The sequence below is a fragment of the Ulvibacter sp. 2305UL32-6 genome (assembly GCF_058148545.1).
Map to the genome: position 1 here is coordinate 287,658 of NZ_JBYVKA010000001.1, position 13,798 is coordinate 301,455.

The window sequence follows — 13,798 nt, forward strand, 5'->3', positions numbered from 1 at the left end:
GCCTTTTCACTAGCATGATGCTACTCTACGCATTGGCAATCGTGGTTATAATAAATTGCGGTTTTTACCTTTTATTTTCTAAATTTTCGTTTCATAAAACTTCCGAAGAAAAAACGTTAACGTATTTTCCTGTTTCGCTTATTATCTGTGCAAAAAATGAAGCCGAAAACCTTAAGAATAACCTACCCTCCTTTCTTAAACAAGACCATCCAAATTTCGAGATCATCCTTATAAATGATGCCTCTTCCGATGATACTTTAGAGATCATGGAACAATTTCAAGAACAGGACGATCGTATTCAGATCGTCAATGTTGAAAACAATGAAGCGTTTTGGGGCTATAAGAAATATGCGCTAACCCTTGGAATCAAAAGAGCAAAAAACAAATGTATGATTTTTACAGATGCCGATTGCGTACCAGCGTCTTCCCAATGGTTAGCTATTATGGCATCTAAATTTTCTACGGAAAAGCAGCTCGTGTTAGGCTATGGCGGCTATAAAAAACGCAAAGGGCTGCTCAATATGCTTATTCGTTTTGAAACAGTGTTAACCGCAACTCAGTATTTTTCGTATGCAAAAGCTGGTATTCCTTATATGGGTGTTGGACGAAATCTTGCTTATACATCCAACCTATACTATGCCAATAACGGATTTATATCACACATAAAACTAGCAAGTGGTGATGACGACCTATTTGTAAACGAAACGGCAACAGGAACTAACACTGCCATTTGTACAGAAGCAGCCGCCTTTACATATTCAACACCTAAAGAAACCTGGAACGCATGGTTTCATCAAAAACGACGTCATATTAGTACTGCAAAATTCTACAAACCCAAACATAAATTTTTGTTGACGCTTTATTACCTAGCGAACCTCTTATTTTGGGGACTTGCTTTAGCATCTTTATTAATACTCAATTGGCAAATACCCACTCTTATCATTGCTCTGCGTTTGCTTTTACAATGGATCGTTATAGGTAAGAGTTCAAAAAATTTGAAAGAGAAAGATATAATCTATCTACTTCCGCTTCTCGATTTGTTTCTTCTTTTAGTACAATTGAGTATCTTTATTTCTAATACTCGATCAAAACCATCTCGTTGGAAATAAACGAAGACACACTTCTTAAAGAAATTCAAAAGGCAAAACAAGGCGAACAAAGTGCGTTCAATGCCCTAGTCAATCAATTTTGGAATCAAGTTTATGGATTCCAATTAAACCGTGTTCGAAATGAATATGATGCCGAAGACATCACTATCGAGACCTTCGCCAAAGCATTCGACAAAATTGAAACGTTTAATGAAAAATACACCTTCAGTACGTGGTTGATCACTATTTCGAAAAATATCCAAATAGATAAGACTCGTAAAAAAAATGCTTCTATTTATTCGAATACTACAGATACAAGCGACGAACAAATTCAGAAAATACCCGACGACTCTCCAACACCTGAGGATAAACTTATCACCGAGCAGCATTTAGCCAAATTACTACGCCACATCAAACAACTTAAACCTCATTATCAAGAGGTTATTAATTTAAGATATTTTCAGGAAATGAGCTATAATGAAATAGCTGAAACACTCGATGAACCGCTCAATAATGTAAAAGTGCGCTTACTGCGAGCACGTAAGTTACTACTCGAGCTTATTACCCAAAAAAATAACAGGTGATCAAAACGCTTAAAAGGTTCGGACCTGGATTTTTGTTTGCCGGCGCCGCCATAGGTGTCTCACATCTTGTTCAGTCAACACGAGCTGGAGCCGATTTTGGGTTCGGGTTGTTGTGGGCGCTGTTACTTATCAATTTGGTAAAATATCCCTTCTTTGAATACGGCACGCGTTACGCCGCTGCGACTGGCGAGAGTTTACTGGAAGGTTATCGCAAAATGGGAAAAGGTGTACTCATCACCTATTTTATATTATCATTCGCCACAATGTTTACTATTCAAACTGCAGTAACCATTGTAACTGCAGGAATTGCAACTACTTTATTTGGCGGAGGCTCGATCGTTTTCTGGACCGCCATCATTCTTAGTATTTGCTTTACCATTTTGATTATCGGCCGATATGCCTTTCTAGACACCTTAATGAAGGTGATCGTTATTTGCCTGACCATAAGCACTTGTATTGCAGTTGGTTTAGCCATAAAACCCGAAACTAGCATCTCCTTCGCTCAAACACTACCAACAGACCCGATTTCAATCGCGTTCTTGATCGCCTTTATGGGATGGATGCCTGCACCCTTAGACATTTCCATTTGGCAGTCTATCTGGACCGTTGAAAAGAACAAAACCACTGCAGGAATCAATCAAAAAGATGCCTTATTCGACTTTAACGTTGGCTATGTTGCAACAACTGTATTAGCCATCGCATTTTTGGCCTTAGGCGCCCTTGTCATGTTTAAAAGTGGCGAGCGTTTTTCTCCTCAAGGTGGTGAATTTGCCAACCAATTAATAGGTATGTATGCTCACAGCCTTGGCGATGGCGCCAAGGTGGTCATTGGGATAGCAGCTTTGATGACCATGTTTAGCACTACCCTAACTACCTTAGATGCGTCCCCTCGAGTGATGCATATTACTTCGGAAATTTTAACAGGCACAAGATATCAACGCGGATACCTACTTTGGCTCATTATACTGGTCTTAGGAACCCTCGCTATATTTTTCTTTTTACTTTCGGAAATGGGACTCCTTATAAAAATTGCGACAATACTTTCCTTTATGACCGCTCCTTTTTATGCTATTATAAACTATAAACTTCTTAACGGAAAGCATACCCCTCAAACTGCGAGACCCTCAAAAGGTTTAAAAATGTTTAGTCTTTTTGGCATTCTCGTTCTTTCTGGCTTCAGTTTTTGGTACATCACCACACTTTTCAACTAAAAACAGGTTCGAAAACACAATAACACAACCTCTTTTGAGTTTTTACAAATTGGCTTCAGAATTTTAATTATTGTACCTTTGCTTAACAGCATCGACCGTTTACTGAAGAAGGAAAAAAATTTATGAGTACAGAAACTTTAGCACCTAAAAAACACACCCCTAAGCCTAAGTGGCTTCGGGTAAAGTTGCCAACAGGTAAGAAATACACAGAACTCCGCGGACTCGTAGATAAATACAAATTACATACCATTTGTACGTCTGGAAGTTGCCCCAACATGGGCGAATGCTGGACGGAAGGAACCGCTACTTTTATGATTCTAGGTAATATTTGTACACGTTCTTGTGGCTTTTGTGGTGTAAAGACGGGACGACCTGAAACAGTGGATTGGGATGAACCAGAAAAAGTGGCTCGCTCAATAAAATTAATGGAGATCAAACACGCCGTTGTAACTTCGGTAGATCGCGATGATCTTAAAGACATGGGATCTATTATTTGGGCTGAAACGGTAAAAGCCATTCGCAGAATGAACCCCGAAACAACCTTAGAAACTCTTATCCCAGACTTTCAAGGTGATACCCGCAATATTGACCGCATTATAGAAGTAGCTCCAGAAGTTGTTTCACATAACATGGAAACAGTAAAACGATTAACACGTGAAGTGCGTATTCAAGCAAAATATGAACGCAGCTTAGAAGTTTTACGCTATCTGAAAGTACAAGGCATAAAACGCACCAAAAGTGGTATCATGCTCGGATTAGGAGAAACCGAAGACGAAGTCATTCAAACATTAAAAGACCTGCGATCAGTAGATCTCGACATTGTTACTATTGGTCAATATTTACAACCATCAAAAAGACATCTTCCCGTAAAAGAATTTATTACTCCAGAGCAATTCAAGAAATATGAGGAAATCGGACTCGAAATGGGCTTTCGTCATGTAGAAAGTGGTGCTTTGGTTCGTTCTTCTTACAAAGCGCAAAAACACCTTACTTAAGCGATCACTTCCATGGCAGAGAAAATCACGGTTGGTATTAACGGTTTTGGACGTATTGGAAGGAATCTTTTCCGACTGCTTTTTGATCATCCAAGTATTGAGGTCGTTGCCGTTAACGACCTAATGGACACTAAAACGGCAAGCCACCTCCTAAAATACGATAGCATCCACGGAGTTTGGCATAAAGAGATCTCTTATTCAGAAAAACATATCGTTGTTTCTGGAAAATCCTTTCGGTTTACTTCGGAAAAAGACCTGAATGCCTTACAATGGAACAATACCGACATAGTGATTGAATGCACAGGTAAATTCAAATTGAGAAATGAACTTCAAAAACATATCACAAACGGGGCTAAAAAGGTAATTCTTTCGGTTCCGCCTTCCGAAGACGACATTAAAACCGTTGTTCTTGGCGTTAATGAAGGAATTTTGACTCCAGAAGACACCATCGTTTCAAACGCATCCTGCACCACTAATAATGCCGCACCTATGCTAAAAGTGATCAATGATCTCTGTGGTATAGAACAGGCGTATATTACAACAATACATTCATACACCACAGATCAAAGTCTACATGATCAACCACATCGCGATCTGAGACGCGCGCGGGCGGCTGGGCAGTCAATTGTACCTACAACCACAGGCGCAGCAAAGGCATTAACAAAGATCTTTCCTGAGCTTTCTGATGTGATTGGAGGTTGTGGTATTCGCGTTCCGGTACCCAACGGATCGCTTACCGATATTACCTTAAATGTATCTAAAGAGGTTTCGATCGCAGAAGTAAATAATGCATTTAAAAAAGCTTCCGAAAGTAATTTTAAAAACATCATTCAATACACAGAAGATCCTATAGTTTCGATTGACATAAACGGAAATCCGCACTCCTGCATTTTTGACGCAGGCATGACTTCGGTGATTGGTAAAATGGTAAAAATTATTGGTTGGTATGATAATGAGATCGGATATTCTTCAAGAATTGTAGATTTAATCTTACAAATATCGAGGAAATGAGTATATTTATCGCTTAAGTACATCACTGAATGAACTTGTACCCCGAAAGATACAAATATCTAACCCTCGCATTTTTATTGATTTTCGTAGTCTTGAGCGCCTCTGCTCAGAGCACGAAGAGCGATACTATTGCCATGATCAAAGACCTAAAACGTGAGTCGTTGATCGCTACTAAGAGTCAGAATTTTGATGAAGCCATTGGCAAGATTAACAGAGCCGGGAAGCTAGCTTCACGCATAAACGATGAACCGTTAAAGGCTGATATTCAATATGCAACAGCCAATTTAAACTATTATCTTCAAAATTACGAAAAGGCATCTTCCGAAGCCATCAAAGCTATTGCGTTATTAGATAAACTAAATGATACTGCTAAACTTGCTTCTGTAAAGTTGCTATACGGTCTTGTACTAACAAGGACCAAGGAATACGAAAGTTCGGAGCGATATCTAAAAGAAGCAGACAATTATTTCGCGAAGAATGATCTAGAGGCCGAACGCGCTGATGTACTTCTTGGCTTGGGGATTTTGGAATTAAAAAAAGGAAATACAACCATTGCACTCAACTACCTTGACGCTTCAATTCCCTTATTTTCAGTCCACAATAAAAAATATCAAGAGGCCTTCGCATATAGTAACAAAGCCGATGCTTTGTTTAATTTGGAAGACAAAGATCTTGATAACATTGAAGAAGTATTAGCACAAAGTGATTCTCTTTCTAAAGCGAATAACTATACGCGTTTAACAATTGAGAACATCCGAATTGCAGCACAAATAGCCATCGCCCGCAATAATACTGAAGAGGCCAACGCCTTATTGAATAAGTATCTCTCTCGTAAAGATTCTATTGCATCTTCTTATATGCAAGCCATATCTAAAGGAGTTACCTCCGAATCTATTGGAGACCTAAATACGATTATTGCAAATCAGAAAAACGATTTGGACAAACAGCAGAAGTCAATCAATTTTACAAAAATGACCACGGGCTTGAGTATCGCCCTTATTGTTATCTTATCCCTACTAACTCTTTCGCTCTACAAGAACAACAATTTGAGAGCAAAAGCCAATGAACTATTGCAAGACAAAAACAACGAGCTACAATTGGCCAAAGAGAAAGCCGAAAAGGCATCCTTGGCAAAAGCGCAATTCTTATCAACCATTACGCATGAATTAAGAACACCGCTATACGCTGTAACGGGCTTAACACACTTGTTGCTTGAGGAAGATCCAAAACCACATCAGAAGGAACATCTAAATTCATTAAAATTCTCAGGTGATTACCTACTATCACTCATCAACAATATTTTAGATCTAAACAAGCTCGAGGCGAACAAAGTGGAAGTTGAGAAAACTACCTTCAACCTTAAAAAACGTATCAACGACGTACTTATCGCTTTAAAGAAATCTGCCGACGATCGCAAAAATAAATTGACCCTCGAGTTCGACGAAAGTATTCCGGCACGACTGGTAGGCGATCCTCTAAAATTATCTCAGATCCTTATCAATCTAATAGGAAATTCTGTAAAATTTACGCAAAACGGCCATGTAACGGTGCGCGTGCAACATATCGATCAGCATGCTAAAAAAGTAGCTCTTCACTTCGAAATTGAAGATAATGGTGTTGGTATTTCTAAGAAAAAACAGAAGAGTATTTTTGAAACGTTCTCACAAGGGTCATTACAGATCAATCGAAAATTTGGCGGCACAGGTCTCGGATTGTCAATTGTAAAAAACCTATTGGAACTTATGAACAGTAAGATTCACCTTGAGAGTCAGTTAGGCCAAGGATCTAAATTCTGGTTTAATATTAGTTTTGAAGTTTCCGAAGAACATAAAGACGATATCAATGCGAATGGCACCAAATATGAAGTTGATTACCTCGCATTAGAAAATCGCTCGGTTCTTGTTGTTGAAGACAATAAGATCAACCAAATGATCACCAAGAAAATTTTGGAAAAGAACAAGATGAAATGTATGGTGGCAGATAATGGAATGGACGCCATCAAAATGGTTGAAAAACACACCTTCGACGTCATCCTTATGGATATTCATATGCCAGGAATTAGTGGTATTGAGGCAACTCAGAAGATCAGAGAATTCAATAAGGAGATCCCAATTGTTGCCTTAACGGCTGTGACTATCGATGAGAATTTAGATGATTTCTATCGCGCTGGCTTTAACGAGATCATTCCGAAGCCATTTAAAACAGAAGAGTTCTTTGAAAAGATCTACCGTAGCATTGAAGGCACTAAATTTCCAGTTTCCTGATTAGCCTTTTCTAAACTTCGCTATACGAGCGTGAATTGTCTCTTTTAAAAACTCCTCCTGACCTTTTAGAATTTGCGTTCTAATAGGTAGATAATAAAAAGCATATTTAGACAAACGTCCTTGCAAACGCATATAATCTTTTTGAGTAGTCAAGATGATCTGCTTCTGCTCAAGCTTTATAAGATCGGTTTTGCTAAAATTGTGATGATCAGGAAATTTCTCATGATCAAAACTAAAATCTCTTGAGTTCAAGAAAGAAACCAAAGGATCTGGATTGGCAATCCCTGTCACCAGCGTAAACGACTTGTCGGCGAGATACTCAAGTGGAAGCACTTCCGAAACCCCATAAATATTAGTGTCGTATGAAATTCTGGAAAAATATAACTTCTGATGATCGGCAATAGGCAATCGATATTCTAGCTCCTGAAGCTTCGCATACGCTACACGTTCGGGACACTTTGTAACAATCATAATATCTGCGCGCTTATAACCGCTTTTTGGTTCCCGTAAGTTACCCGTCGGCAACATGTGATCATCGATAAAAAGATCATCAAAAGGTGTAAGTAGAATATTTGTAGACGCTTTTACTTTGCGATGCTGAAAGGCATCATCCAATAAGATAACTTCTGCCTTTTGTTCTAAATTTATAATACCTTCACGACGATCAGCACATACAGCTACCGTTACATTTGGAAAGTTCTTTTTAAACTGAAGCGGCTCATCACCAACCTCATTGGCTGTATTTGTCTCTGAAACTTCTAAATACCCCGAAGTCTTTCGCTTATAACCCCTACTCAAAGTTGCCAATTTATAATCGTCCTGAAGTGTTTCTATCAGGAATTCTATCATAGGTGACTTGCCAGTACCTCCCACCGAAAGATTTCCCACACAGATAATAGGGATATCATAGGTAGTGCTTTTAAACCAACCTCTATCGTAAAAAAGGTTTCGTATGCGCATCACCAAGCCATACAGCAATGAAAAAGGAAACAATAACATGCGTAAAACCTTCATAAGACGAAAGTACAAAAATAGCGAGAGTTGAAGCGGCCAATCAAAAAAGAACGAAAAGAAAAATTGGGCGCACAATTAACACATCATCTTTCGACCACCACTCAGCATCAAACAGAAACTACTATCTTTACTTCAAAACTCCTATACATGAAAGTAAGTGAAGTAATTGCCGTACTGGAAGAACTCGCCCCGCAAAAGTATGCTGAGGATTTTGACAATACCGGACTCTTAGTGGGTGATACCCACGCCGAGATCACCAATATTTTGGTTACGCTTGACACTCTTGAAGCTGTGGTTGACGAAGCTATTCAGAAAAATTGCAACCTTATTGTAAGCTTTCACCCAATCATTTTCTCGGGTCTCAAAAAACTCACCGGTCAGAGTTATGTGGAACGCACAGTACAAAAGGCAATTAAACATGATATCAATATTTTTGCTATTCATACAGCATTAGACAATGCCCATAACGGTGTCAATGCCATGATTTGTGAAAAATTAGGATTGAATGATCGCCGTATTCTAATTCCACAAAAAAATACCCTAAAAAAATTAGTTACCTACGCTCCAAAAGATGAAGCTGAAACCCTCCGTAATGCATTGTTTGAAGCAGGAGCTGGACATTTAGGCAATTATAGTCATTGTAGCTTTAATAGCTTCGGAAATGGAACCTATAAAGCAAATTCGCATGCTAAACCTACCAAGGGAAGACCGGGTGAATTACATATCGAAGAAGAAGTAGAAATTGCGGTCATATTTCAGAAGCACCTTGAAAAACCAGTGTTACAGGCCCTTTTTAATACACATAGCTATGAAGAAGTGGCCTATGAGGTGATCACAATTGAGAATTCAAATAAACAAATAGGCATGGGTATGATAGGTACCTTTGAACAGGCTATGTCTGAAAACGAGTTTTTGGCCTTTGTCAAAAAAACCATGAAAACGGGCTGTGTTCGTCATTCAGGTTTACTTCAGAAGGAAATAAAAAAAGTTGCGGTTTTGGGAGGAAGCGGAAGCTTTGCAATTGATGCTGCTAAAGCTGCAGGTGCTGATGCTTTTGTTTCAGCCGATCTAAAATATCACGATTTTTTTAAGGCAGAAAATCAGATCCTTTTGGCAGATATTGGGCATTACGAAAGCGAACAGTATACAAAAGACCTTTTAGTTTCTTTCCTTACGAAAAAAATTAGTAATTTTGCAATCGTTTTAGCGCAAACAAACACAAACCCTATTAGCTATTTTTAACGTATGGCAACAAAAACAGAAATTACTGTAGAAGAAAAATTAAGAGCTTTGTACGATCTGCAATTAATCGATTCGCGAATCGATGAAATCAGAAACGTACGTGGAGAACTTCCTTTGGAAGTTGAAGATCTTGAAGATGAAGTGGCTGGTATGATCACACGCCAAGAAAAGTTGAATACAGATCTAGAAGTAATTGAAGATCAGATTAAGGCTAAGAAGAACTTAATTGAAGAGGCAAAAACATTGATCAAGCGATATGGTACGCAGCAAGAAAATGTGCGTAACAATCGTGAATATAATTCATTGAGCAAAGAGATCGAATTTCAAGAATTAGAAATTCAATTGGCCGAAAAGCACATTAAAGAGCTAAAGGCACAAATTGAGCAGAAGAAGGAAGTTATCGACGAAACAAAGATCCGTGTTGGTGAGCGTGAAGAACACTTAAAGCACAAACAAGGTGAATTAGACGAAATTCTTGCCGAAACTGAGAAAGAAGAAAAATCTTTGATCAAAGAATCTGAGAAATTCGAAAAGAAGATCGAAGAGAGACTAGTAAAAGCTTACAAACGTATTCGTACTAATGTTAAGAATGGTTTAGCAGTTGTAGCTGTAGAACGCGGTGCTTCTGGAGGTTCATTCTTTACAATTCCTCCACAAGTTCAGATGGAAATTGCATCTCGTAAGAAGATCATTACCGATGAGCACAGTGGTCGTATCTTAGTAGATCCTGCACTTGCAGACGAAGAAAAAGAAAAAATGGATACATTATTCAGTAAAATGAAATAATATCTTCCACACAATTATAACAAAGCCTTCACATACCGTGAGGGCTTTTTTTATTACTTTTCATGAAAGGTTTTTACATTTCCCAAGACCAATAGAAAAATTCAATTCTTATGAAAAAGTATCTTGTTATTCTTTCACTAACCGTTTTTGCAGCAGTTCAAGCGTCATGCCAATCATCTAACGAGAAAAACAAAGAAGCTGAAACAATTGCTCAAAAAGAAGTGAATGCCGTTGAGGTTCCACTGCAAAACGGACTTGCACGTGCGTATTTTGCGAGCGGATGTTTTTGGTGCGTTGAAGCAGTCTATGAAAGTGTTAAGGGCGTAAAAGAGTCAATCTCAGGATACAGCGGTGGTCATACCGAAAACCCAACTTATGAAGACAGTAATACTGGAAGAACAGGGCATGCCGAGGCGGTAGAAATTATTTATGACCCTAAGGTCATTAGCTTTAGTCAATTGGTAGATGTTTACTTTGGATCTCAAAACGTCACTCAGGTAAACGGACAAGGACCAGATCATGGCTCACAATATCGTTCTATTATATTTTATCAAAACAAAGAACAGAAACAGATCATCGATGCTAAAATAACCGAATTAGAAAAAGAAGTTGGCAAAGGAAAGGTTGCTGCACAAGTACTTCCTTTTGAAAAGTTTTGGGATGGTGAGAACTATCATCAGGATTTTGAAAAGAACAACCCCAACCACCCGTATATTCGTGCGGTATCAATTCCTAGATTAGAACGATTTCAAGCAAAATTCCCCGAACTTTTAAAAGAAGATTCAGCGCACTAAAGTTTGGTAGCTTTAATTTCGAAAAGTAACGGATAATGCCCATTTGGCAATCGAAACATTCCGTTGGACTGTTTTTCTAGGTCCGGAAAAACGTCATAAGGTGATTCATCATATTCATGCATATAATCGATATGAAGTCCGACTTCAGTCAAACTTGAAATAACCTCGCCCAAGCCGTGATTCCAGCCGTATTCCTTGCTCAATAATTTAGCATCCCCCTCGGCATACGTACCTTCGTATTCATCATAGATCACCTCTTTTTGCTGGTAGCCATACCTCATTACAGGTGGTGATACGTTATAATCGTACATCCAAACTATGGGGTGAAATTCTACTATATAAAAGGTCCCACCAGGGCGTAATCGCTCTGAGATCATTTTAGCCCATGGTTTTAGATCAGGTAGCCACCCAATAGTTCCATAACTCGTGAATACAATATCAAAGGTCTCCTGAACATATTTGCTTGTATCTAAAACATTACAACACACAAATTGCGCATCAAGCTGAAGTTCATCACGTAACTCATTTGCGAGTTTTATGCCTTCTTCGGAAATATCAACTCCCGTAGATTTGGCTCCTAATCTACTCCAACTCAAGGTATCTTGCCCAAAATGGCATTGTAAATGCAGCAATGATTTTCCCGAAACATCACCTAATGCTTTTAATTCAAAATGCTTTAAAGATGTTGCGCCATTTTTAAAATCGTCCATCGCGTAAAAATCGCTTGTAGCGTGAACAGACACCTTTTTATTCCATGTCTCCCGATTTGTCTGAAAAGCCAGCTTATAGTCCATAATTTAAAATTTGATTAACTCAAAAGTAACAAATGCTACCATTATCCAAGTCATTAAATAATATTTAACAAATAAAACTAAACTTTGTTAAATGTTTAAAGATGCAACTTCTTTCTTGTTAATTTTATAGAATATTAACCATAAAACATCAAAAACATGAGAGATTTAGTTTGGCTTATCGTCGTAATATTAATCATTGGATGGCTAGTCGGTTACTTTGGATTCGGAGACGCTGTTGGTAGTCTAATTCACATTTTATTAGTGCTTGCTGTAATTGGAATTCTTTACAGACTTGCAACAGGAAGACGCCCGTGATGATGGCTAAAGAAAAAACAACAATCAAACAATTAACTTAAAACAACAAACATGAAAAAGGTATTTATTTTAGTTTTAGCCCTTGGGCTTTTGTCAACCAGTTTACACAGCTGTAGAGAAAAATCGACCGTTGAACAAATTGCAGATGACGTGGAAGATGCGGTAGATTAAATTTTAGTATTTAAATCAAAATAACCCTTCGAGTTCTCTCGAGGGGTTTATACATTATAGCCAGAAGCAACCAGCTCCCTATAAACTTCATTTCGTTTAATAAATCCTGCTACAAACGGACAAAGCGGCGCCACCTTAGCATCTTCCGCTTTTATTAAATCCAATACATTTTTTACGAGTGCTGTGCCTACGCCCTTTCCTCCTAGTTCTGAAGGAACTTCTGTATGCGTTAAATAGATAACATTTCCCTTGGAACGAATATATTCGACAAAGGCAACATGATTGTCTACCACCACTTCAAATCGTTTTCTTTCTGTATTATCATGTACCGTAAAATCCATCATTTCTTGTGCGTTCCGTCGCAATACGGTTGATTCCTACTTTTGCCACAGCGACAAAAAGCTGTTTGGTTTTCCTTTATCTCCTTACTCCCGTCTGCATGATTCACCGAAAGCGTTCCAAAAACAAGCAACGGTCCGTTGGGCATGACTTCAATTTTGATTTCTTCGGAAGTGGCTAAAGTTTCTTTTTTTGCAACTCCATCATTACGATAATACGTCAAGGCACCGCTCGGGCAACTATGTATCGTATTTACGATATTCTCTATGTCTGAAGACTCCATTTGTACCCAGGGTTTCTCTGATGGTCTAAACACAGTTGGTGCGCCTTTTACACAATTCGTCGAATGAATGCAAAGACCTGGTTTCCAAATAACAGTTATTTCACCGTTACTATATTCTTTCTGTTTTTCCATCACCTAAAATTACAAAAATTATAGTCATAATAATAGTTTCTGTATTTTTGAAAAAAATCTAATGATCATGAAAAGAATTCTGTTCCTATCGCTTATAATTAGCACACTTTTAGCGTGTGATGAAACTCAAAACAAAACAGGGTCAAGAGAATTTATACCTGATCACGATAAAAATCCGGTGCTTACCACAGCCGAAATGATCGCATATAAAAATGGGTTTGAAATATTTCAGGATGTTTCTGAGATCAGTTTTACCTTCAATGTAGATCGTGGAGAAAGCCACTACGAGCGGGCCTGGGTTTGGAAACCAAAAAGCAACGATGTTGTAATGCGCTCGGCAAAAGACACGGTCGCCTATAACCGATCTAAGGTCGATAGCATCACCAAACAATATGACGCTGCGTTCATCAACGATAAATATTGGCTACTCGCTCCCTTTAACCTTCTTTGGGACCAAGGGACCACTATTTCCGAAGAAGAAAACGTACTCGCGCCAATTTCAAAGGACACACTTAATAAACTTACCCTTACCTATGGAAATGAAGGCGGATACACCCCGGGAGACGCTTATGATTTTTTCTACGGAAAAGATCTAATGATCAAAGAATGGATTTTTAGAAAAGGAAATGATAGCGTACCTTCTATGGTTACTACTTGGGAAGATTACCAAAATCATGACGGAATAAAAATTGCTACTATGCACAGGGATTCAACTGCTAACTTTAAGTTGTATTTTACCAATATCTCAGTAAAACAATAAATCAAAATCTCGATG

General features: G+C 38.4%; 15 protein-coding genes. 11 read left to right on the forward strand and 4 right to left on the reverse strand.

What is annotated here, in order from left to right:
- The first annotated feature begins 14 nt into the window (after positions 1-14).
- The 6 genes from ACY2RU_RS01420 to ACY2RU_RS01445 all read left to right on the forward strand — a co-directional run bounded on the left by ACY2RU_RS01420 (position 15) and on the right by ACY2RU_RS01445 (position 7,153).
- Positions 15-1,109 (forward strand): glycosyltransferase, encoded by a 1,095-nt coding sequence (locus tag ACY2RU_RS01420; RefSeq protein WP_490136617.1) that lies wholly within the window; start codon positions 15-17, stop codon positions 1,107-1,109.
- Entirely contained in the window at positions 1,100-1,672 is a 573-nt protein-coding gene (locus tag ACY2RU_RS01425) for an RNA polymerase sigma factor (RefSeq protein ID WP_490136618.1), read from the forward strand. The genes ACY2RU_RS01420 and ACY2RU_RS01425 overlap by 10 nt, the downstream gene beginning before the upstream one ends.
- On the forward strand, positions 1,669-2,883 hold the full coding sequence (locus ACY2RU_RS01430; RefSeq protein WP_490136619.1) for an Nramp family divalent metal transporter: 1,215 nt from the start codon (positions 1,669-1,671) through the stop codon (positions 2,881-2,883). Before ACY2RU_RS01425 ends, ACY2RU_RS01430 begins: the two co-directional genes overlap by 4 nt.
- Positions 2,884-3,005: 122 nt before the next feature.
- Complete coding sequence (lipA, locus tag ACY2RU_RS01435; RefSeq protein WP_490136620.1) at positions 3,006-3,878, forward strand: lipoyl synthase; 873 nt, start codon at positions 3,006-3,008, stop codon at positions 3,876-3,878.
- Between the two features lie 12 nt (positions 3,879-3,890).
- A complete protein-coding gene (gene gap / locus ACY2RU_RS01440) occupies positions 3,891-4,889 on the forward strand; it encodes a type I glyceraldehyde-3-phosphate dehydrogenase (protein WP_490136621.1) in 999 nt (332 codons plus the stop codon).
- A 77-nt stretch (positions 4,890-4,966) separates the two neighbouring features.
- Positions 4,967-7,153, forward strand: coding sequence for a response regulator (locus tag ACY2RU_RS01445; RefSeq protein ID WP_490136622.1), 2,187 nt, complete (start codon positions 4,967-4,969; stop codon positions 7,151-7,153).
- Here the strand turns inward: ACY2RU_RS01445 and lpxK are convergent, their stop codons facing one another.
- Positions 7,154-8,167, reverse strand: a complete 1,014-nt coding sequence (lpxK, locus tag ACY2RU_RS01450) for a tetraacyldisaccharide 4'-kinase (RefSeq protein WP_490136623.1) — start codon at positions 8,165-8,167, stop codon at positions 7,154-7,156.
- 147 nt (positions 8,168-8,314) lie between these two features.
- Between lpxK and ACY2RU_RS01455 the strand changes: the two genes are divergently transcribed.
- From ACY2RU_RS01455 to msrA, 3 genes are all read left to right on the forward strand, one after another.
- Entirely contained in the window at positions 8,315-9,409 is a 1,095-nt protein-coding gene (locus ACY2RU_RS01455) for a Nif3-like dinuclear metal center hexameric protein (RefSeq protein WP_490137459.1), read from the forward strand.
- Between the two features lie 3 nt (positions 9,410-9,412).
- Positions 9,413-10,195, forward strand: a complete 783-nt coding sequence (locus ACY2RU_RS01460) for a zinc ribbon domain-containing protein (protein ID WP_490136624.1) — start codon at positions 9,413-9,415, stop codon at positions 10,193-10,195.
- A gap of 110 nt (positions 10,196-10,305) precedes the next feature.
- Positions 10,306-10,989, forward strand: coding sequence for a peptide-methionine (S)-S-oxide reductase MsrA (gene msrA / locus ACY2RU_RS01465; protein ID WP_490136625.1), 684 nt, complete (start codon positions 10,306-10,308; stop codon positions 10,987-10,989).
- Here msrA and ACY2RU_RS01470 read toward each other — a convergent pair.
- Positions 10,986-11,783 carry a class I SAM-dependent methyltransferase gene (locus ACY2RU_RS01470; RefSeq protein ID WP_490136626.1) on the reverse strand — a complete coding sequence of 266 codons (798 nt, stop codon included), beginning with the start codon at positions 11,781-11,783 and terminating at the stop codon, positions 10,986-10,988. The genes msrA and ACY2RU_RS01470 overlap by 4 nt on opposite strands.
- A gap of 156 nt (positions 11,784-11,939) precedes the next feature.
- Between ACY2RU_RS01470 and ACY2RU_RS01475 the strand changes: the two genes are divergently transcribed.
- Positions 11,940-12,098 carry a lmo0937 family membrane protein gene (locus ACY2RU_RS01475; protein WP_490136627.1) on the forward strand — a complete coding sequence of 53 codons (159 nt, stop codon included), beginning with the start codon at positions 11,940-11,942 and terminating at the stop codon, positions 12,096-12,098.
- Positions 12,099-12,316: 218 nt separating this feature from the next.
- Here ACY2RU_RS01475 and ACY2RU_RS01480 read toward each other — a convergent pair whose 3' ends face one another.
- Positions 12,317-12,613, reverse strand: a complete 297-nt coding sequence (locus tag ACY2RU_RS01480; protein WP_490136628.1) for a GNAT family N-acetyltransferase — start codon at positions 12,611-12,613, stop codon at positions 12,317-12,319.
- Entirely contained in the window at positions 12,610-13,023 is a 414-nt protein-coding gene (locus ACY2RU_RS01485) for a (4Fe-4S)-binding protein (RefSeq protein WP_490136629.1), read from the reverse strand. Before ACY2RU_RS01485 ends, ACY2RU_RS01480 begins: the two co-directional genes overlap by 4 nt.
- A gap of 67 nt (positions 13,024-13,090) precedes the next feature.
- Between ACY2RU_RS01485 and ACY2RU_RS01490 the strand changes: the two genes are divergently transcribed.
- Positions 13,091-13,783, forward strand: a complete 693-nt coding sequence (locus ACY2RU_RS01490; RefSeq protein WP_490136630.1) for a hypothetical protein — start codon at positions 13,091-13,093, stop codon at positions 13,781-13,783.
- The last annotated feature ends 15 nt before the right edge of the window (positions 13,784-13,798 follow it).

What these genes read in the sequence shown, in the direction of transcription:
- ACY2RU_RS01480 (WP_490136628.1), bottom strand. Translation starts at nt 12,613, where the DNA reads ATGATGGATTTTACGGTACATGATAATACAGAAAGAAAACGATTTGAA.
- ACY2RU_RS01460 (WP_490136624.1), top strand. Translation starts at nt 9,413, where the DNA reads ATGGCAACAAAAACAGAAATTACTGTAGAAGAAAAATTAAGAGCTTTG.
- ACY2RU_RS01485 (WP_490136629.1), bottom strand. Translation starts at nt 13,023, where the DNA reads ATGGAAAAACAGAAAGAATATAGTAACGGTGAAATAACTGTTATTTGG.
- ACY2RU_RS01475 (WP_490136627.1), top strand. Translation starts at nt 11,940, where the DNA reads ATGAGAGATTTAGTTTGGCTTATCGTCGTAATATTAATCATTGGATGG.
- lipA (WP_490136620.1), top strand. Translation starts at nt 3,006, where the DNA reads ATGAGTACAGAAACTTTAGCACCTAAAAAACACACCCCTAAGCCTAAG.
- ACY2RU_RS01455 (WP_490137459.1), top strand. Translation starts at nt 8,315, where the DNA reads ATGAAAGTAAGTGAAGTAATTGCCGTACTGGAAGAACTCGCCCCGCAA.
- ACY2RU_RS01470 (WP_490136626.1), bottom strand. Translation starts at nt 11,783, where the DNA reads ATGGACTATAAGCTGGCTTTTCAGACAAATCGGGAGACATGGAATAAA.
- gap (WP_490136621.1), top strand. Translation starts at nt 3,891, where the DNA reads ATGGCAGAGAAAATCACGGTTGGTATTAACGGTTTTGGACGTATTGGA.
- ACY2RU_RS01420 (WP_490136617.1), top strand. Translation starts at nt 15, where the DNA reads ATGATGCTACTCTACGCATTGGCAATCGTGGTTATAATAAATTGCGGT.
- lpxK (WP_490136623.1), bottom strand. Translation starts at nt 8,167, where the DNA reads ATGAAGGTTTTACGCATGTTATTGTTTCCTTTTTCATTGCTGTATGGC.
- ACY2RU_RS01490 (WP_490136630.1), top strand. Translation starts at nt 13,091, where the DNA reads ATGAAAAGAATTCTGTTCCTATCGCTTATAATTAGCACACTTTTAGCG.
- msrA (WP_490136625.1), top strand. Translation starts at nt 10,306, where the DNA reads ATGAAAAAGTATCTTGTTATTCTTTCACTAACCGTTTTTGCAGCAGTT.